Source organism: Azospira sp. I13 (genome assembly GCF_003112695.1).
Classification (GTDB): domain Bacteria; phylum Pseudomonadota; class Gammaproteobacteria; order Burkholderiales; family Rhodocyclaceae; genus Azospira.
The window spans coordinates 78,307-96,811 of the sequence record NZ_BFBP01000004.1 but is presented as its reverse complement, the minus strand read 5'-3'; the positions used below and the strand labels follow the sequence as shown (position 1 = coordinate 96,811).

The following is an 18,505-nucleotide window of genomic DNA, read 5'->3' as shown; positions in this document are numbered from 1 at the left end:
CCTCCAGGCGGGCAACCAGAGCCGCAGCTACGGCCAGGCCAACCCCACCACCGGCTTCCTCACCCTGAGCAGCGGCAGCCTGGTCAATGGCGATACCCTGGGCACCGCCAGCCTGAGCAGCAGCGCACCCCTCAACGCCCAGGCCGGTCAGAGCTATCAACTGGTGGGCAGCAACGTCGCCTTCAGCAGTGGCCAAGCCAGCAACTACGCCATCACCTACCAGGATGGCACCCTGACGGTGACCAAAGCCCCCCTGCTGGTCACCGCCAGCAACGCCGCCAAGACCTACGACGGCCTGGCCTGGAACGGCCTGTCCGGCGTCAGCTACAGCGGCTTTGTCCTCGGCGAGAACGCCAGCGTCCTCGGCGGTGCTCTTACCTACGGCGGCAATGCCTTCGGTGCGGTTAATGCCGGCAGCTACGCCATCGCACCGAGCGGTCTAACCTCCAGCAACTACGCCATCACCTACGTCAATGGCGCCCTGAATGTGGCCAAGGCGCCCCTCACCGTTACTGCCAGCAATGCCAGCAAGGTCTACGATGGCCAGGTCTGGAGCGGCCCGAGCGGGCTTTCGGCCTTGCAGTTCGCCGGCTTCGTGAACGGGGAGAACAGCAGCGTGCTGAGCGGCCAGCCCAGCTATAGCGGCAATGCCCAGGGGGCGGTGGATGTGGGCACCTATGCTNATGACCTATCACGGCGGCCAGTTGAGCATCACGCCCCGCTCCCTGGTGGTGAAGGCGGCGGATAGGAGCCGGAGCTATGGGGCGGCCAATCCGCTGGCTGGTCAGGTGGTGGTAGCCGGGGGTTCCCTGGCCCAGGGGGACAGCCTCGGTGAGGCGCATTTGTCTTCCGCGGCCGAGGTCACTGCCGGGGCCGGCCGGCAATTCGCCCTGACGCCCTCCAGCGTGGCGTTTGCCCAGGGCAAGGCGGACAACTACGCCATCACTTACCAGGATGGGACCCTCTCCATCACCAAGGCGCTGCTGACGGTCACGGCCCTGGACGGTCGGGGCTGGGTCGGCTCCCGCCCCTGGCAGGGGGGCATGGGGGTGAGCTTTGCCGGTTTCCTCAATGGGGATGATGCAAACGATCTGTCCGGCAGCCTGAGCTATGGCGGCTCCAGCCAGGGGGCCCGCAAGGCCGGCAGCTATGTGCTGACCCCGAGCGGGTTCGCCAGCGACAACTACGACATCGCCTATGTCGACGGCAGCCTGACCCTGCGCAACCCACCTGCGGTGGCCAGCGCCAGCAATACCGCAGTGCCCGGGGGCGGGCAGTTGCACCGGGTTACCCGGGAGGAGGATAAGGGCCCCAGCTTGCCCCAACTGCCGGTGGTACCGGCCATTCCCCAGTTCGCCCAGGCGCCCATGAGCCTTATTCCCTATCTGGCGGTGGGCCGGGATTTCATCGCCTTGCCACGCTGAGGTGGCCAGGCCCCAGGCATAAGCAACCTGATTGAAAATGGCTCCCAAAAAAGGCGCGGCTCTTGCCGCGCCTTTTTTACGTTCACCACAAAACCTGGCGCGTTGCGGGAAAATTCGACGCCGTATTCCCGGCCGGCTAGCACAATCCCATGGAATAAAAGCGTGATAAATGCCTTTTATATATCCAGCAATACTACGTAGTATCCACACCCTCTATAGGGTTGCTGGATGGCTGAGGCCAGCGTGCCCTCCACCTGCCGCCACCGAGATCCTATGTCCACCACCCATTCTTTCCGCGACTGGCCCATCGCCGCCAAGCTCAATGTGGTGCAATCCCTGGCCATGGTGGGGCTGTTCATCGTCGCCATCACCTCCCTGACCCTGTGGCTGGGCCATGTGCTGGAAGAGAAGAGCCTGGCCAGCGTACGCCTGGCCAACCAGCAGGCCCTGGACATGCTGACAGCCTATGGCACGGCCATGGAAAAGAATGCGGAGAAGCTGGGCAACGTGCTGCAGGCCCAGTTCCCCGCCGGTTTCAGCCTAGATGAAGGCAGCAGTATCGATATCGGCGGCGTCGCCACGCCGACCCTGAAGTCCGGCGGCCAGACCCTCAATCGCCATTTCGAAGTGGTGGATGCCTACACCGCCACCACCCAGGCCGTGGCCACCCTCTTTGCCCGCCAGGGCGAGGGGTTCGTGCGGGTCACCACCTCCCTGAAGAAGGAAAACGGCGAGCGCGCCATCGGCACCCGCCTGGACCCGGCCCACCCGGCCCACGATCGCCTGCTCCAGGGCGAGGCGTTCACCGGCAAGGCCCGGCTCTTTGGCCGGGACTACATGACTCGCTACCTGCCCCAGAAGGACAAATCGGGCCGGGTCGTGGCCGTGCTTTTCATCGGCCTGGACTTCACCACCGAACTGGAAGCGCTGAAGGAACGCATCCGCAGCGTCAAATTCGGCCGCACCGGCTACATCTTCGCCATCGATGCAGGTAAGGACAAAGGCACCCTGACCATCCACCCGGCCCAGGAAGGCAAAAACCTGCTGGACGCCAAGGATGCCAACGGCCTGGCCTTCGTCGCCGAAATGGTGGAGAAGAAGAACGGCACCATTGACTACCAGTTCCTCAACGCCTCCCTGGGCGAAACCAAGCCCCGGGACAAGATCGCCGTCTTTGCCCACTTTCCCCAGTGGAACTGGGTGGTCGCCTCCAGCACCTACCGGGATGAACTGAGCGAGGAAGCCGCCGCCGTGCGCAACCGCCTGGTGGCTGCCGCCATCGTGCTGGTGCTGATCGTCCTGGTGGTGGTTTTCTTCAGCTCCCGCTACTGGGTCAGCCGGCCCCTGGCCGAGGCCGTGGCCGCCATGCAGCAGATTGCCGACGGCAACCTCACGGTGCACATTCACCAGCGCGGCCAGGATGAAGTGGGCCGCCTGCTACGCGCCACCCAGACCATGGCCCAGGGCATGACCGAGGCCATCGGCAGCATTCAGACAGCCGCCGACCAGCTGGTGGAATCCGCCGTGCATCTGAGCGAGACTTCCTGCCGCGTCGCCCTGCAATCCAACGAACAGAGCATCGCCGCCACCACCATGGCCGCCAGCATCGAGGAGATGAACGCCAGCATCGGCCACGTGGCGGAAAACGCCCTGGCCGCCAAGGATGTTTCCCAGACCTCCGGCGAGATCTCCAACACCGGCGCCACCGTTATCCAACAGGCCGTCAGCAGCATGACCCGCATCGCCGACACGGTGCGCAATGCCTCCGGTGCCGTGGCCCAGCTGGGCCAGGAATCCCAGGCCATTTCCGCCATCGTCAATGTGATCAAGGAAATTGCCGATCAGACCAACTTGCTGGCCCTGAACNGCCATCGAGGCGGCCCGGGCCGGCGAGGCCGGACGGGGCTTCGCCGTGGTGGCCGACGAAGTGCGCAAGCTGGCCGAACGCACCTCCCTCTCCACCCGGGAGATCGAGGAAATGATCGGCCGCATCCTGCACGGCACCACGGAAGCCGTGGCCAGCATGGAAACCGGTGTGCAGCATGTGGAAGAAGGCGTCACCTTCGCCGGCCAGGCCGGCAGCAGCATCGCCGACATCCGCCATAGCGCCGACCGGGTGGCCGATGCAGTGGCCGACATTTCCGCCGCCCTGGAAGAGCAGACCAGCGCTTCGGCCGACATCGCCACCAATGTGGAAAAGATCGCCACCATGGCCGACGAAAACCACCGCATGGCCCAGGATTCCGCCGACTACGCAGAAAACCTGAAGCTGCTGGCAGACGGCCTGAAGCAGAAGGTTTCCCACTTCCGCACCCACTAGCCACATCCTCCCGGCGGGGCTGCAGCCAGCCCCGCCCGCCGTCCGGAAATCACCGGAAGGCCCTCCCCCGACTCGGACTTTCGCCCCAATTTTCCGTACAGTGCAGGCTGTTCCCGGCACGGGTACGGCGCCGCCGCCAGGCAGTGCTTCTTTCCCTCTGGGAAAGGTTGTCTTCCCACCCGGGAAGCCATGCCCCGCCGCCGCCCCATCCGCTGCCGACGGAGTTCGCCGCCCCATGACCGCTGCCGCATCCCCCCTGGCCCTGCTCACCGCCCTGCTGGGTGGTATAGGCCTCTTCCTACTGGGCATGACCATGCTCACCGACGGCCTCAAGCTGGCCGCCGGCCGGGCCCTGGAACGCATCCTGGCGGCCTGGACCCGCACCCGCCTGCACGGCCTCATCACCGGCATCGGCCTCACCGCCCTGATGCAATCCTCCACCGCCATGACCGTGGCTGCCATCGGCTTCGTCAATGCCGGCCTGCTCAGCTTTGCCGCTGCCCTGTGGGTGGTCTTCGGCTCCAACCTGGGTTCCTCCGTCACTGGCTGGCTGGTGGCCTGGATCGGCTTCAAGATGCCCATCGACGCCTTCGCCCTGCCCTTCATCGGCATCGGCATGGCCCTCAAGCTGACGGGGGAAGGCACCCGGCGCAGCGGCCTGGGCACCAGCCTGGCCGGCTTCGGCCTGCTCTTCCTCGGCATTGAACTGCTGAAGAACGGCTTTGCCGGCCTCGGCCCCGATGCCCTGCCGCCCCTCGGCAGCGACCCCGGGGGCCTGGCCCTGGCCATCCTCATCGGCATTGTCCTGACCATCGTGCTGCAAGCCTCTTCCGCCACCCTCACCCTGGTGCTGACGGCGGTGGCCGGCGGCATGTTCTCCATCACCGTGGGGGCGGCCATGATCATCGGCGCCAACGTCGGCACCACCCTCACCGGCATCCTCGCCGCCATCGGCGCCACGGCCAACGCCAAGCGCCTGGCAGCGGCCCACGTGCTGTTCAACGTCGTCACCGCTGTCGTCGCCACCCTGCTCCTGCTACCCCTGCTGTGGCTGGTGCGGGAGATTGACGAGGGGCTCAACGGCGGCAACGACCTGGTCACCCAGCTGGTCATTTTCCACACCCTGTTCAACGCCCTGGGGGTGCTGCTGATGGCCCTGCTGTCGCGGCAGCTGGTGCCCTTCCTCCTCAGCCGTTTCGTCTCCACCGACGACAACGCCGCCCAGCCTCGCTACCTGGACCGCAACGTCGCCAGCGTGCCGCCCCTGGCGCTCCAGGCCCTGCGCCGGGAGCTGGCACGGGTCGGCCGCCTGGCCACCCAACTGGCCGAGCAGGCCTGCCGCCAGGTGGAGCGGCAGGAAACGCCGGACACGGTGCAATACACCCGCCGCTTGGAGGTAGTGGAGCGCCTGCAGGCAGAGATCGGCAAGTTCGTCAGCGAAATCAGCCGCCGCCCCATGCACCGGGATGTGGCCGGCCAGTTGCCGGAACTGCTGCGCATCGCCACCTACTACGACACCCTGGCGCGGGTCATGTACCACGTGGCCCTGGCCGGGCAGGCCGGCCCCCGGGCCCTGGCCAGCGCCCACAGCGGCGAACTGGCGGACCTGCGGGAAAGCACCGCGCCGGTATTCGCCGCCGCCCGGGATTTCTTCATCGCCGCCGACCCGGAAACCGGCGAAGCGCCGGACAGCATCGCCCTGCGCGCCGACGAAGCCCGCAACGGTTTTGAAGACATCTACCAGGCCACCAAGGCGCGGCTGCTCAACGCCGGCACCGCCGGGGCCGACGTCAATGCCATGTACGACTGGCTGGCCTGTCTCAGCGATGTGCGCCGGGCCGTGGCCCAAGGCCACAAGGCGAGCCAGCGGCTTGCCTCCCTGCCGGAATTGCGGGAACCTAACCTGCTGTCGGAATCCGACGACTAGCCCCATCAAAAAGGCGCGAATAAACGCCCGACAACAACACCAACAGGAGCCACCCCATGCTGTTTGCCGACCTCTTCCGCCACGAAGCCGACCAACGCCGCATCCCTGCCGGCCAGTTCCTGTTCCGCACCGGCGACCCCGGCGACGCCCTCTACGTCCTCCTCGATGGCCACGCCCGGGTGCTGGTGGGTGAACGGGCAGTGGAAGAAGTGGAAGCCGGCGCCATCCTGGGAGAAATGTCCCTGGTGGAACACGTGCCCCACTCTGCCAGCGTGCTGGCCGTCAGCGACTGCACCTTCGCCGCCATCGACGAAAAGCGCTTCCACCGCCTCATCGCCCAAACGCCCCACTTCGCTACCGAAGTCATGCGCATCATGGCCCACCGGCTGCGGGCGACGAATCAGTTGCTGAGTCAAGAGTAATATGACTCTGAGTTAAATTTTTTGTTTAGAGTATCGATCTCACACCAATTAAGAGTTCCTGAGACCTTCGTCACCGCTATGGATAAAAAGGATGCAATTACTCTTTATGAAAAACTGTATTTTCATGAAATCGATGCTCGTGAAAAATTAAACGCGCGGTTGCAGACTCCTCTGACCCTCATCGTTTCTTTTGTTGGCGTTCTCGCCTTCATGCTTCAAAACTATGAGCACCTAGGTTTTTCAACAGCCGCCATAGTGTTTTTACTGTTACTGGGACTTGCTACCACAGCATTAGCATTCGCTACATTTTTCTTTATTCGATCTTGGTACAACAACACCTACTCTTTTGTTCCTGCGGCAATAGAAACAGAACTCTATAGAGAAACATTAAAGAAGACGTACGCACAATATGAAAATGGAGAACAACTGGCAGCAGAGCACTTTTCTGACTACTTGATGAATTACTATGTACAAGCATCTTCTGAGAACACTAAATGCAACGACCGTCGCTCAATATATCTTCACAAAACCAGTGGGGCTTTGATTACTACAGCTGCAGTAGCATTTTTGGCATTTATTGCGTTTTATCTCGGCGGACTTGACAAATCAAAAATTAATAAAGCAACTGAAGTATCCATAATCTCCCCAGTTACTATCAACGGAGGTAACATGGCAAACACTCCTTCTAAGCCCGCCCCACCACCGCCCCCTCCTCCACCTCCAATGCGGCAAATCAGGGAGGGAGTTGAAGTTGTTCCACCACCACCAACGCCTAATCAGTCCGGAGGTAAGAAGGATGGCAAATGACAATAAACCCACATCCCCACCGCCACCTCCACCACCGCCTCCAATGCGCCTAGTGAAAGACAGCGTTGACTGCGTCCGGCCAGCGCCGACACCGAAGCCGCCTAGTTCAGGTGGGAAAAAACCCTAGCATCTGTGGTTTGTATCTGCAGTCGCGTATAGCAAAAGGGCACGTCACCGTGCCCTTTTTAATTGCCTCACCGAGGCGTCCAATCCACGCCACTCTCCAAGCACACCACCCGAAGAATGGCGTCCCACCTGGCTCCCAGGCCAGGCGGATTACGGAATCACTTGCCGGAGTGTTCCGCCTTGCCGGCGGCCCGGTTCCAGATCGCTTCTTCCGCCAGTTCCTTGGCCCGCAGTTCCTGCCATTGGGCTTCGCTCAGGCCGTGGCTGCCGTCGCAGTATTCGCGGCGGCCGCAGCCGCAGCGGCCGATGTCGGCCGGATTTTCCTGTACCCGCATGGGGATGCTCCTGATGTTGCGGTTAATCGAAACGCCAGCTGTCGCGCCGGCCCGCTGCAAAGACCGCCGGGGCGGCGGAAAATTCCCCGGCCATGAAAAAAGCGCGGCGATTGCCGCGCTTTTTCTTTGGGGCCTGGCGCTGCCGCCGGCTTGCCGATGGAGGCCCGGGGCGCGCCCGTTTCAGAGCCCGCGCAGTTTTTCGCCGGCGGCGGCCAGGGTGGATTCCTGCTTGGCGAAGCAGAAGCGCACCACCTTGTCGTCCCGGCCGTCCGGGTAGAAGACGGAGACGGGAATCACGGCCACCCCCACTTCCCGGGTCAGCCACTGGGCGAACTCGGTGTCGGGCAGATCGGCAGCGGGGCCAGGCAGGGCATCGTAGCGAGCCAGCTGGAAGTAGGTGCCGCGGCAGGGCAGCAGCTCGAAGGGGGTGCCGGCCAGCTGCTGGCGGAAGAAGTCCCGCTTCTGCCGGTAGAACTCGGCCAGTTGCAGGTGCCGGGAGTGGTCGGCCATGAAGGCGGCCAGGCCCACCTGGGCAGGGGCATTGACGCAGAAGACGTTGAACTGGTGCACCTTGCGGAACTCGGCCATCAGCGCCGCGGCGCCGTAGCAGTAGCCGATTTTCCAGCCGGTGATGTGGTAGGTCTTGCCGAAGCTGGAGACGATCAGGCTGCGGGCAGCCAGCTCCGGGTGGCGGGCCAGGGACTGGTGCTCGCCCTCGAAGCAGATGTGCTCGTACACCTCGTCCCCCAGCACCACGATGTTGGTGTTGCGGGTCAGTTCCGCCAGGGCTTCCAGGTCGGATGCGTCCAGCAGGCTGCCGGTGGGGTTGTGGGGGGTGTTGACGATGATCAGGCGGGTGCGGGCCGTGATCAGGCTTTTCACCTCGTTCCAGTCCGGCTTGTAGTCGGGGTACTTGAGGGTGGCGTAGACGGCCTTGGCGCCCACGGCTTCGATGGCGGGGACGTAGGAGTCATAGACCGGAGCGAAGACGATGACCTCGTCGCCCGTCCCGGCAAAGGCGGCAATGGCGGTGAACAGGGCCTGGGTGGCGCCGGCGGTGACGGTGATCTCGCTCTCGGCATCGTAGGCGGTGCCGTAGAGGGCTTTGACCTTGGCGGCGATGGCCTGGCGCAGTTCCGGCAGGCCGGTCATGGGGGCGTACTGGTTGCGCCCGTCGAGCATGGCCTGGTGCACGGCGTCGAACAGGCTGCGGTCGGCCTGGAAATCGGGGAAGCCCTGGGAGAGGTTGATGGCACCACATTCGGCGGCCAGCTTGCTCATCACGGTGAAGATGGTGGTGCCCACCCAGGGCAGCTTGGAATCGGGAGTGAAGGGGGTGTGGGGCATGGGAATTCAGCAGCGGCCGGGGCCAGAATCACGGAAAGGCGCCATCTTAACACCTCGCCCCACCCCCTTTTCCCTGCTCCAAGGGGTTGTCGATGGGGTTGCCGAGCCACGCCGACGGGGCCGGTTGGGCGCTGCAGAAAGAAGGCCGCGGGGGCTGCTATGGCCCCCGCGGCCTGGGAATGGTCAAGCCATGCCGTTGCTGCGCGTAGCCGCTGCCTTTGTCAGCGCCCCCAGGGGCCAGGCCGGCGATCCGGCCCCGGGCCGTTGCCGCCGGCCGGATTGGCACCGGCGCCCTGGGCCGTGCCGAAGCCGCCCTCCGGGCCACGCCAACCTTGACGACGCCCCTGGCGTTGTTCCTGGATGGCCCGGGCCTCCTGCTCGGTGACATCTCCCGGAGCGCGGGTGTTCAGGCTTTCCCGATTGACCACCGCGCCCCGGGAGAAGCCGCCGAGGGGACGACTCTCGTTGACCCGGCCATCCCCATTGGGGCGGACTTCGGGACGGTTATCGACACGAAAGCCCGGGCGAGAATCCTGGCTGGGAGGCGCACCAAAGCCGGGGCGCGGGTCTGGGTGCGGGTCTGGGCGCGACTCGGGGCGAACCTCAGGGCGCCCCGCCCCGGGGTTATCGGGGCGACCATCATTCCAGCCCCGCCGCTCGCCATCCCGGGGCCAGGCCTGGCCCCGGCCTTCGAGAATGGCGGCACGGTTGTTTTCCATCTGGGCAATGGCCGTGGGCAAAGGCCCCATAGGTCGGGGGGCCTGGACCTGCACCGGCGCGGCGGGAGCCGGCATCGGGGCTGGCGCCGACATGGGCCGAGGACCGGGGCGAGGGCCGCCCCGGGGCGGGCCGGCGTCGGGCCCATGGCTCCATTCGCCGCCCCGGTGCACCCAATGGTTGCCCATGGGTTCCCAGCGATGGGGCACCCAAACGTAGCCAGGACGGGGCGGTGCCCAGCGGCCCGGCACCCAGACGTAACGCGCGCCGCCCCAATTCCAGTAGCCGCCGATCCAGATGTATCCGGCCATCGGCGCCACCCCCATGACTTCCACCACGGGGGGCGGCGGCGCCATGGGCACCGGGTCGCCGTAATAAGGCTGGTTATACGGCTGGCTGTAGGGCTGACCATAGGGTTGGCTATACGGCTGGGTGCGGGGGCCAGGGCCACCGTAGGGACGGCTCACCGGTTCTGCGGCACAGCCGTAGAGGCCGGCCAGGCCAGTGAGTAGCAGGGTGGTCCAGAGAGAGCGTTGCATGATGGAGCCTTTAGTTGGGCGTGGTAAGCGTAGTAACGCGCCGCCCGGCCTGCCAGCCGACCGGCCCGGGCCGGGCTTACGAATTGTTGCAATTGCCGCTCCGCGCCTCCCCCTGCCGCCGACCTTGGCCTAGAATCCCTCCCATGACGACCGCACGCCCCCCCCATTCCGGCCTTCCCAGCCGCACCCTCTGGCCCGTGCCCGGCAGCCACGCCGTGGAGATCATCGACCAGACGGCCCTGCCCCACCATTTCCGCACCCTGCGCCTGACCACCCTGGAAGAGGCGGCCCACGCCATCCGCGCCATGCAGGTGCGGGGCGCGCCCCTCATCGGCGCCACCGCCGCCTACGGCGTGGCCCTGGCCCTGACCCGGGACGGCAGCGATGCCGCCCTGCTCCAGGCCATCGCCACCCTGGGCGCCACCCGGCCCACCGCCGTCAATCTGCACTGGGCCCTGGCCCGCATGAAGACCCTGCTGCAGATCCTGCCGCCGGAAGACCGCGCCGAAGCCGCCTGGACCGAGGCCGCCGCCATTGCCGACGAGGATGCGGAACAGAACCGCCGCATCGGCCAGCACGGCCTGACTCTGTTCCGCCCCTTGGCGGAAAAGACGGGGCGCCTGGAAATCATGACCCACTGCAATGCCGGCTGGCTGGCCACGGTGGAACACGGCACCGCCCTGGCGCCGGTCTACGCCGCCTTCGAGGCCGGCCTGCCGGTGCATGTCTGGGTTTCCGAAACCCGCCCCCGCAACCAGGGCCTGCTGACCGCCTGGGAACTGGCCCAGAAGGGCGTGCCCCACACCCTCATCGCCGACAATGCCGCCGGCCTGCTGCTGGCCCGGGGCGAGGTGGATGCGGTGATCGTCGGCGCCGACCGCATCGCCGCCAACGGCGACGTGGCCAACAAGGTAGGCACCTACCTCAAGGCCCTGGCCGCCCGGGTGGCCGACGTGCCCTTCTACGTTGCCGCGCCGCGCTCCACCGTGGATTTCGCCTGCCCCAGCGGCGCCGCCATTCCCATCGAGGAACGGGAAGGCGACGAACTGCGCCTGGTGCACGGCCTGGATGCCGCCGGCAGCCCCGGCCACATCCGCCAGATCGCCGCCGCCGAGGCCGTGGCCAACCCGGCCTTCGACGTCACTCCGGCCCGCCTCGTCACCGCCCTGATCACCGAGCGGGGCCACTGCCCGGCCAGTACCGACGGCCTCTTCGGCCTTTACCCGGAAGAACAGGACCATGCCCGCTGATCCGCGCCAGAGCCTCATCACCGCCGCCCACCGCATGACCGCCGAGGGCCTCAACCGGGGCACCGCCGGCAATCTCAGCCTGCGGGCCAAGCTGGACGGGGTGGACGGCTTCTACGTCACCCCCACCGGCATGAGCTACGACAGCCTGCAGGCGGAAGACATCCCCTTCGTCAAACTGGCGGACGGCAGCCCTGTAGGGCGCCGCCTGCCCTCCTCCGAATGGCGCATCCACCGGGACATTTACGTCGCCCGGCCGGAAACGGGGGCGGTGCTGCACGCCCACTCCCCCTTCGCCACCTCCCTGGCCTGCCTGCGCCGGGACATCCCCCCCTTCCACTACATGATCGCCCGCTTCGGCGGCGACACGGTGCGCTGCGCCGGCTACGCCACCTTCGGCACCCAGGCCCTCTCCGACACCGCCCTGGCCGCCCTGGACGGGCGCAAGGGCTGCCTGCTGGCCAACCACGGCATGATCGTCTGCGCCAAGGACCTGCACGAGGCCCTGGGCCTGGGGGTGGAACTGGAAAGCCTGTGCGAGCACTTCTGGCGGGCCAGTCAGCTGGGCGACCCGGTGCTGCTCAATGAAGCGGAAATGGCCGAAGCCCTGGAAAAGTTCGCCACCTACGGCAAGCAGGCCTGAACCGGCGACTTGCCACGCTGCCCGGCGGCACCGGGCAGCGCCCGGTCACTCCCGGTGGCCGCTCCTCGCAACATCAACCGCGCCTTCTCCCCACCCGGCCCCGCAACGCCGGCACGGCTGGCCCCAAGGCGCTCACCGCGTCCGCAGGCCATGGACTTGCCGGGATTTTCCGGGATTGAGCGCCAGCGCAAACGTGATCCCAAGTCCAAGTCCAAGTCCAAGTCCGAACCCGAACCCGAGTCTGCTCAATCCCGGCCCCTAGCCTTTTACCCGGGCCCTGGTGCGCTTTCCCGCCTTGACCCGCCGTGCCCCCCAGTACCACAGCGGCAGTGCCAGGAACCAGGCCAGGCCCAGGCTGGCGCCCAACAGGCGCAGGGAAAAGCCCAGGTAGCGGGGGTCGATCAGTCCCACCGCCCAGGCCACCGGGAAAGGCATGGGCACGCTGGCCGCCCACAGGCCGATACCGGCTGGGGCCAGCACCACCACTCCCCGGGCCACCCAGAGCAGCAGCCAGCCCAGGCTGCCCCGACGCAAGGGCAGCAGGAAGGAAAGGGCGAAGGTGAGCATCACCCCCAGGGCCAGCAACCGTGCGGCCCAGGCCGGCAGGGCCGATTCCAGGCTCAACCAGGCCGCACATTCCCCCAGCCCCGGCAGCAGACAGAGGCCCCGCACCGCCAGGGAAACCAGATAGAGGGCCAGGGCCGGCCAGACGCAGAGATAGAACACGCCGAGGAACAGGGCGATACGCAGCCCTGGACCCGGCCCCTTGTTCGGTGGCGGTTCGGCGTCGGCGTGGGAGCGGGTGGCGCTGCCGGGCATGGCAGGCTTGAAGGGGAGATTCATGAACGGCGGCAGGATGAAAAAGGGCAGCATGGGGGCGGCATCGCAGCCGCACGGTCGCCCCACACGCAAGGTACGAGGTATCAGGCCGCCACTATAGGCCACCCCCGCTGCCTTGACGAGGCAACCGGGCCAACCCTGGCCCGGCCATTCCGCTATCCGCCGTTCAGTCCGGCGACTCCATGCCCCGCACCACCAGCAGGTCGCACTGGATTTCCTCGATCACATGGAGGCTGACGCTGCCCAGCAGGGCCGCCGTCAACTCCGAATTGTCCTGGGAAGCCAGGGCGATCAGGTCGAAGCCGAAATCCTGCACCACACGCTCGATCTCCGCCGGCGCATAGCCATAACGCAGGCGGGTGGCCGGCGCTGGCTGCCAGCCCAAGCCGTCGACGAAGGCGGCCATGGCCTGGCGGGCATCAGCTTCGGCCTTCTGGCGGTAGAAGGCCAGGGTGCCGTCCTGGGCGCCGGCGAAGTAGAGCTGGCGTTCGAAGGGCACTTCATAGACGTGCAGGAATTCCCGCTCCGCTTCGGGGGCAAAGGCCCGGGCAATGCGGGCGGCGGTGGCGGCATTGGCGGAGAAATCCGTCGGCAGCAGCTGACGCTGGTAGGGGCCGGCGACAGGCTGCTTGACCACCAGCACCGGGCAGGGTGCCAGGCGCAGCACCTTGTGCACCGTGGAGCCCAGCAGCACTTCCTTGATGAAGCGCTCGCCATGGGCACCGAGAATGATCAGATCCGCCCCCAGCCGTGCCGCTGTGGCGGCGATCTCCGGCCCGGGCCGGCCCACCTCGACGATCAGCTCCACCGGCGGCAGGCCGGCCATGGCGTTGGAGGCAGGCGTGGTTTCAGGCGCTGCGCTGTTGGTCAGCCCAGGGGCGATGCCCGGCAACTGCCGCAACTGACGTTCCACCTGCCGCACCAGTTCCTGCCGGGCGCCCTGGCGGGCTTCGGCTTCGGCCACCTCGGGGCTTTGCAGGGAAAAACGCCGGGCCAGGGCCAGCGGCCCCTGGGGAATGACGTGCAGCACGCTGAGGCGGGCACCCCGCTCCCGGGCCAGCTGGGCGGCCCGGACCAGGGCCCGGTCGGCAGCGGCGGAGAAGTCGGTGGCGAAGAGCAGATGGCGAAGGACGTTCATGGCAAATCCGGTCATGAAAAGGCGTTGCCCGAGGGAGCTTCGGTGCGGCGCCAGGGCAAACGGCGGAAGCACCGTGGCAACACGGCAAAGACGTGCTGAAAGCACGCCGACAGGCCCATTCTAGTCAGGGCCGGCGCCCCTGACAGTCCGGCACTGCCCGGGCCGGGGCGGGGCCGAACNAAAAAAAAAATCCGTGAAATACTGACTATCGGCGTTGCCGATATGCAAATCGACCCAAGGCCATGTTAGGGTCATGGCTCCCCAATCGCCGTTGGGGCAGCAGTAGCGCATTCCCCATCCAGAAAATAATAAGGAGAAGCAATGCAGCACACCCATCTAGGTCAGCTCGTCCGCTCGGACCTGCTGGCAGACGCGCTGGCCACCACCGACTCGGCCACCCTCGCCCGTCACCTCCATCACCAACGCTGGGAACCCGGCCGTATCGGCCTGGACAGCCACCAGGGCTGCCACGGCCTGTACTACGTGCAGCATGGCCGCCTGGAACTGGTGGTCACCGACAGCGATGGCCGGGAGCGTGCCCTGCGCCTGCTGTCGGAATCCGATATCTTCGGCCTGGAATGCCTGCACCCGGCCATGATGCCGGGGGGCTACCAGGTGCGGGCCATCACCGTTTCCGAAGTGGTGGCCATCCACCCGGAGCTGGTGGACCGCTGGATCAACGACATGCCGAAGTTCCGCCTGGATCTGGCCCGCCATCTGGCATCGGGCATCTGGAGCCTGGAAAGGGAACGGGAAAACACTCTCTCCCTGCCCGTCACCGAGCGGCTCATCTGCTATCTGCGCTGTGGCGAATCCTGCCGCCGCGCCCCTTTCCGGGAAGTGGCCGCAGCCCGGGGCCCCCTGCCCATGCAGGTCCTGGCGCGACGGGTGGGGTGCAGCGCCGGCCATCTCTCCCGGGCGGTACGGGGGCTGTTGCAAGAGGGCGTGGTACAACGGGTGCGGGGCGGCCTGCAGGTCGGGGACCTGAGCCGTTTCGAGGGCCACCTCTGCGAGGATTGCGGTATCCGCTAGGGGACGAGGCCGGAACGGCCGGCGGGGTCGGCGACACGGTGACAACGCTCCGGCCGGGCGGGTGCAGGGAAGGAAAAAAGGGGCCGCGCCAGGGACAACCGGCAGCCCGGCACGCCACGGCACCCATCGTCCCTGTTGCAGTGGAATCGACTATCGGGCCATCCGGCCATCACGATGGAGGCGGCCGGGCCGGGCATCCTCCGGCGAACATGCAGGAGGCACCCCGGATCGAACCGTCCGCTTACTGGCCGTCCAGCAGGAAGTGCTGGGCTGCGGAGAGGGCGGCGGCCTCCCCCACCAGGATCAGCACGTCTTCCGCTTCGATCAGCGTTTCCGGCGCCGGGGATTCGTCCCGGGTGCGCTGGCGGCGCAGGGCCTCCAGGGTCACATCAAAACGTGCCAGATCCAGTTCCGCCAGGCTGCGGCCCACGGCATAGGCTTGGCGCTCCACCACACAGGCCAGCTTTTCCCGGGCCAGGCGTTGCAGGCGGTCGGTTTCGCCGCGGTAGAAGGCGCGCAGGGCGGAATAGCGGTGGGCCCGCACCTCCCGCACCTGCTCCAGGGCCCGTTCCACCGGCACGCCCAGCTGGGTCAGAGTCTGGGCCGCCAGCATCAGGCTGCCCTCCAGCACCTCGGGGATGACTTCCGTGGCCCCCAGGGATTTCAGATGCTCCAGATGCAGATCGTCCTGGGCCCGCACGATGATGGGCAGGTCGGGCCGCATTTCCTGGACCATGTGCAGCACCTTTTCCGTGGCTGGCAGGTCCGCATAGGTCACCACCAGGGCCCGGGCCCGCTCCAGACCGGCGGCCTTGAGAATCTCGCGGCGGTCGGCATTGCCGTACACCACGTTCTCCCCTGCCTCCACGGCCTGACGGATGCGGGCTTCATCCACATCCAGGGCGATGAAGGGAATGCTCTCCTTGTCCAGGAAGCGGGCGACGCTCTGGCCGGTGCGGCCAAAGCCACAGAGGATCACATGCTGCTCGATGCCCATGGCGTGCACCGCCACTTCATGGATCTGCCGGGTGCGGTCGCTCCATTCCCGCCGCGACAGGTGCTTGCTCCAGCGGCCGGCCTGGCCGATGAGCAGGGGCGCAACGAACATGGAAAGCAGCATGGCGGCCATGGTCACCTGGAAGACATCGGTGGGCAGCAGTTTCTGGTCCTTCGCCATTTCCAGAAGCACGAAGCCGAATTCGCCGGCCTGGGCCAGCTGGATGGCGGTACGGGCGCCGATCTCCGGTGAATTGCGCATCACCAGGGTAATGAGGAAGACGATACCGCCCTTGGCCAGCACCAGCAGCAGCAGGGCGAGGAACACCGACCACAGGTTCTGCAGCACGAACTGCAGATCCAGCAACATGCCGATGGTGACGAAGAAGAGGCCCAGCAGCACGTCGCGGAATGGGCGGATGTCGGCCTCCACCTGGTGCCGGTAGAGGGTCTCGGAAATCAGCATGCCACCGATGAAGGCCCCCAGGGCCAGGGACAGGCCGGCCCAGGCGGTGAGAGCGGAAAGGCCGACGACAATCCACAGCACGCTGAGCATGAACAGCTCCGGCGACTTCTGCCGGGCCACGGCGTCGAACCAGCGGCGCATCAGGCGCTGCCCCACCAGGATCATTGCTGCGAGGGCCAGGGCAGCCTGGCCCAGGGCCATGGAAATGGCGCCGGCCATGCCCTTGGCGTCGGCGGCCAGGGCGGGAATGATGATCAGCAGGGGCACCACCGCCAGATCCTGGAACAGCAGCACGGCCATGGTCTGGCGCCCGGGCTGGGAATGCAGCTCCAGGCGCTCGGAGAGCAGCTTGCTGACGATGGCGGTGGAGGACATGGCGCAGGCGGCGCCGACGGCCAGGCCGATGCGCCAGTCCTGGCCGTAGTAGAGGATGGTGACCAGGGTGGTGCCCACCAGGGTCACCCCCACCTGGGCGCCCCCCAGGCCGAATACCAGGCGGTGCATGGCCTTGAGCCGGGCCAGGCTGAACTCCAGGCCGATGGAGAACATCAGGAAGACCACGCCGAACTCGGCGAAGTGGCTGGCCTCCTCACTCTCCGCCAGGAGGCCGAAGCCGTAGGGGCCGACGATGAGGCCGATGGCCAGGTAGGCCAGCAGGGAGGGCAGGCGCAGCTGCCGGGCAATGACGACGAAAAGCACGGCCAGGGACAGCAGCAGTACCACGCTGAACAATGACTCCGTCACCGTTGCCCCCCGTCCCTGTTGTTATTGAATTGTCGCGGATTATAGAAGCTGGAAGGCCAGCACGGCCACCAACGTGGGTGGCAAAGCACACAGGAGGAGGCCGATGGGGCTGATGGCCTGCTCGTGGAAGGTGCCTTTGAGGATGGAGAAGCCCGCCGGGTTGGGGGCGTTGGCGATCACCGTGAGACCGCCGCCGGTGACGGCCCCCGCCACCAGGGCGTACTGGAAGGCCGGGGTGACGCCCTCCACCAGGGAGCCCAGGTAGGTCAGGGCCGCATTGTCGGTGAGGGCCGTGAGGGCGGTGGCGCCGAAGAACAGCACGGTGGGCGCCATGCCCGCCAGCACGTCCTGCAGCCACCACTTCTGCAGGCCGCCCAGGGTCACCAGGCCGGCCAGGAAGAAGGCCACCAGCAGGCCTTCCCGCAGGATGAGGCGGTCCTGGTGGTGCTTGTAGGCCTCGCAGAAGCCGAGGAAGAAGAGGAACAGGCCGAGGAAGACGGCGGGATGGTGAGCCAGCACTACCACGGCGCAGAGAAAGGCCAGATGCACCAGCACCACACCCGCCGGCACGGGCTTTTCCCCCTGGTCGGCAGCCGGCGGCAGCAGAGCCGCCAACTCACGCCGGAAGACCAGGGTGACAGCCACCGCATTGACGATGACCGCCAGGGCGGCCTTCCAGCCGAAGGTGCTCATCATGAAGACCACATCCCAGCCCCATTTGCCGGCCACCATCAGCACCGGGGGGGCGGCAAAGGAAGTCAGGGTGCCGCCGATGGAAATATTGACGAAGAGCACCGCCAGGGTGGCGTACTTGAGGGAGGAGGAAATGGGCTGGCTGAAGTAGCGGTCCCGCAGCAGCAGGGCAGCCAGGGTCATGGCGGCGGGCTCGGTGATGAAGGAACCGAGCAGGGGCACCAGGCAGAGAATGACGAAGAAAGTGGCGACGCCTTCCGGCAGGGGCAGCAACCGGGCTGCCATGCGGACGCAGGCCCCGGCCGTGATCAGGATGGGCCGGCTGGCGGCGATGACCATGATGACGAAGACGAACAGGGCCTCGGTGTAATTGCCCGATTCCACATAGGCGATCGCCTCCGTCGGCCCTTGCAGGCCCACCATCACCAGCACCAGTACCAGGGCCCAGAAACCGAACACCACCTCCACCTCGCCGAGCAAGTGCCAGAGCCCCGCATGGGCGGGCTGGGTATGGGCCAGATGCTCGAAATACTTGGTGGAAAAGGTGTGCACGATGGCCACGGCGAAGAGAACCGTGGCCGCGATTTCTACGGGGCTAGGGGCGAGGGCCGACATCGGGGTATCCAGGGAACAGCGGAAAAGAGATGCCCGCTGCCGGAGAGACGGCAGCGGGCCGCACGAGGTTACAACCTAAAGGATCGCTTGTTGCAAGCCTTTCCATGGTAGTGGCACCTTTCCTCTA

General features: G+C 66.4%; 16 protein-coding genes and 1 pseudogene. 10 read left to right on the top strand and 7 right to left on the bottom strand.

Features of this window, described 5'->3' with window-relative positions; all coding sequences use genetic code 11:
- From AZSI13_RS17915 to AZSI13_RS17455, 7 genes and pseudogenes are all read left to right on the top strand, one after another.
- Positions 1-748, top strand: a 748-nt coding sequence (locus tag AZSI13_RS17915; RefSeq protein ID WP_268807506.1) for an MBG domain-containing protein, incomplete at its 5' end; no start/stop codon positions are given.
- On the top strand, positions 684-1,424 hold the full coding sequence (locus AZSI13_RS17460; RefSeq protein ID WP_165833342.1) for an MBG domain-containing protein: 741 nt from the start codon (positions 684-686) through the stop codon (positions 1,422-1,424). The genes AZSI13_RS17915 and AZSI13_RS17460, both read left to right, overlap by 65 nt.
- Positions 1,425-1,652: 228 nt before the next feature.
- Positions 1,653-3,278 (top strand): annotated as a pseudogene (locus AZSI13_RS05145) (methyl-accepting chemotaxis protein); the annotation flags it as partial.
- 58 nt (positions 3,279-3,336) lie between these two features.
- On the top strand, positions 3,337-3,744 hold the full coding sequence (locus tag AZSI13_RS18150; protein WP_369406657.1) for a methyl-accepting chemotaxis protein: 408 nt from the start codon (positions 3,337-3,339) through the stop codon (positions 3,742-3,744).
- A gap of 235 nt (positions 3,745-3,979) precedes the next feature.
- Positions 3,980-5,671: a Na/Pi cotransporter family protein gene (locus tag AZSI13_RS05135; RefSeq protein ID WP_109040107.1), complete on the top strand. Its 1,692-nt coding sequence runs from the start codon at positions 3,980-3,982 to the stop codon at positions 5,669-5,671.
- Between the two features lie 56 nt (positions 5,672-5,727).
- The gene (locus AZSI13_RS05130; RefSeq protein WP_109040106.1) at positions 5,728-6,093 is read left to right on the top strand and encodes a Crp/Fnr family transcriptional regulator; all 366 of its coding nucleotides are present in this window, start codon (positions 5,728-5,730) and stop codon (positions 6,091-6,093) included.
- Positions 6,094-6,171: 78 nt separating this feature from the next.
- Complete coding sequence (locus tag AZSI13_RS17455) at positions 6,172-6,900, top strand: hypothetical protein (protein ID WP_165833337.1); 729 nt, start codon at positions 6,172-6,174, stop codon at positions 6,898-6,900.
- Between the two features lie 284 nt (positions 6,901-7,184).
- On the opposite strand, the gene AZSI13_RS17450 is transcribed toward AZSI13_RS17455, so the two are convergent.
- The 3 genes from AZSI13_RS17450 to AZSI13_RS17700 all read right to left on the bottom strand — a co-directional run bounded on the left by AZSI13_RS17450 (position 7,185) and on the right by AZSI13_RS17700 (position 9,964).
- Positions 7,185-7,361 carry a hypothetical protein gene (locus AZSI13_RS17450; RefSeq protein WP_165833335.1) on the bottom strand — a complete coding sequence of 59 codons (177 nt, stop codon included), beginning with the start codon at positions 7,359-7,361 and terminating at the stop codon, positions 7,185-7,187.
- 180 nt (positions 7,362-7,541) lie between these two features.
- Positions 7,542-8,708 (bottom strand): pyridoxal phosphate-dependent aminotransferase, encoded by a 1,167-nt coding sequence (locus tag AZSI13_RS05120; protein WP_109040105.1) that lies wholly within the window; start codon positions 8,706-8,708, stop codon positions 7,542-7,544.
- Positions 8,709-8,929: 221 nt separating this feature from the next.
- Positions 8,930-9,964, bottom strand: a complete 1,035-nt coding sequence (locus AZSI13_RS17700; RefSeq protein WP_201262312.1) for a YXWGXW repeat-containing protein — start codon at positions 9,962-9,964, stop codon at positions 8,930-8,932.
- Positions 9,965-10,107: 143 nt separating this feature from the next.
- On the opposite strand from AZSI13_RS17700, the gene mtnA reads away from it, so the two are divergent.
- Together mtnA and AZSI13_RS05105 are read left to right on the top strand one after the other, a co-directional pair.
- Entirely contained in the window at positions 10,108-11,214 is a 1,107-nt protein-coding gene (gene mtnA, locus AZSI13_RS05110; protein ID WP_109040104.1) for an S-methyl-5-thioribose-1-phosphate isomerase, read from the top strand.
- Positions 11,204-11,854 carry a class II aldolase/adducin family protein gene (locus AZSI13_RS05105; protein ID WP_109040103.1) on the top strand — a complete coding sequence of 217 codons (651 nt, stop codon included), beginning with the start codon at positions 11,204-11,206 and terminating at the stop codon, positions 11,852-11,854. The genes mtnA and AZSI13_RS05105 overlap by 11 nt, the downstream gene beginning before the upstream one ends.
- A gap of 258 nt (positions 11,855-12,112) precedes the next feature.
- Here AZSI13_RS05105 and AZSI13_RS17445 read toward each other — a convergent pair whose 3' ends face one another.
- Both AZSI13_RS17445 and AZSI13_RS05090 read right to left on the bottom strand, forming a co-directional pair.
- Complete coding sequence (locus tag AZSI13_RS17445; RefSeq protein ID WP_165833333.1) at positions 12,113-12,727, bottom strand: hypothetical protein; 615 nt, start codon at positions 12,725-12,727, stop codon at positions 12,113-12,115.
- A 133-nt stretch (positions 12,728-12,860) separates the two neighbouring features.
- Positions 12,861-13,832, bottom strand: a complete 972-nt coding sequence (locus AZSI13_RS05090; protein WP_165833332.1) for a universal stress protein — start codon at positions 13,830-13,832, stop codon at positions 12,861-12,863.
- A gap of 321 nt (positions 13,833-14,153) precedes the next feature.
- On the opposite strand from AZSI13_RS05090, the gene AZSI13_RS05085 reads away from it, so the two are divergent.
- Positions 14,154-14,864 (top strand): Crp/Fnr family transcriptional regulator, encoded by a 711-nt coding sequence (locus AZSI13_RS05085; RefSeq protein ID WP_109040099.1) that lies wholly within the window; start codon positions 14,154-14,156, stop codon positions 14,862-14,864.
- Between the two features lie 241 nt (positions 14,865-15,105).
- Here AZSI13_RS05085 and AZSI13_RS05080 read toward each other — a convergent pair whose 3' ends face one another.
- Positions 15,106-17,049 carry a monovalent cation:proton antiporter-2 (CPA2) family protein gene (locus tag AZSI13_RS05080; protein ID WP_235609678.1) on the bottom strand — a complete coding sequence of 648 codons (1,944 nt, stop codon included), beginning with the start codon at positions 17,047-17,049 and terminating at the stop codon, positions 15,106-15,108.
- A 60-nt stretch (positions 17,050-17,109) separates the two neighbouring features.
- Positions 17,110-18,378: a putative Na+/H+ antiporter gene (locus tag AZSI13_RS05075; RefSeq protein WP_109040097.1), complete on the bottom strand. Its 1,269-nt coding sequence runs from the start codon at positions 18,376-18,378 to the stop codon at positions 17,110-17,112.
- Positions 18,379-18,505: the final 127 nt, after the last annotated feature.

Bases quoted from the DNA above. Each gene is read 5' to 3' on its own strand.
- AZSI13_RS17460 (WP_165833342.1), top strand. From the start codon at position 684: ATGACCTATCACGGCGGCCAGTTGAGCATCACGCCCCGCTCCCTGGTG.
- AZSI13_RS05135 (WP_109040107.1), top strand. From the start codon at position 3,980: ATGACCGCTGCCGCATCCCCCCTGGCCCTGCTCACCGCCCTGCTGGGT.
- AZSI13_RS05130 (WP_109040106.1), top strand. From the start codon at position 5,728: ATGCTGTTTGCCGACCTCTTCCGCCACGAAGCCGACCAACGCCGCATC.
- AZSI13_RS17455 (WP_165833337.1), top strand. From the start codon at position 6,172: ATGGATAAAAAGGATGCAATTACTCTTTATGAAAAACTGTATTTTCAT.
- AZSI13_RS17450 (WP_165833335.1), bottom strand. From the start codon at position 7,361: ATGCGGGTACAGGAAAATCCGGCCGACATCGGCCGCTGCGGCTGCGGC.
- AZSI13_RS05120 (WP_109040105.1), bottom strand. From the start codon at position 8,708: ATGCCCCACACCCCCTTCACTCCCGATTCCAAGCTGCCCTGGGTGGGC.
- AZSI13_RS17700 (WP_201262312.1), bottom strand. From the start codon at position 9,964: ATGCAACGCTCTCTCTGGACCACCCTGCTACTCACTGGCCTGGCCGGC.
- mtnA (WP_109040104.1), top strand. From the start codon at position 10,108: ATGACGACCGCACGCCCCCCCCATTCCGGCCTTCCCAGCCGCACCCTC.
- AZSI13_RS05105 (WP_109040103.1), top strand. From the start codon at position 11,204: ATGCCCGCTGATCCGCGCCAGAGCCTCATCACCGCCGCCCACCGCATG.
- AZSI13_RS17445 (WP_165833333.1), bottom strand. From the start codon at position 12,727: ATGCTGCCCTTTTTCATCCTGCCGCCGTTCATGAATCTCCCCTTCAAG.
- AZSI13_RS05090 (WP_165833332.1), bottom strand. From the start codon at position 13,832: ATGAACGTCCTTCGCCATCTGCTCTTCGCCACCGACTTCTCCGCCGCT.
- AZSI13_RS05085 (WP_109040099.1), top strand. From the start codon at position 14,154: ATGCAGCACACCCATCTAGGTCAGCTCGTCCGCTCGGACCTGCTGGCA.
- AZSI13_RS05075 (WP_109040097.1), bottom strand. From the start codon at position 18,378: ATGTCGGCCCTCGCCCCTAGCCCCGTAGAAATCGCGGCCACGGTTCTC.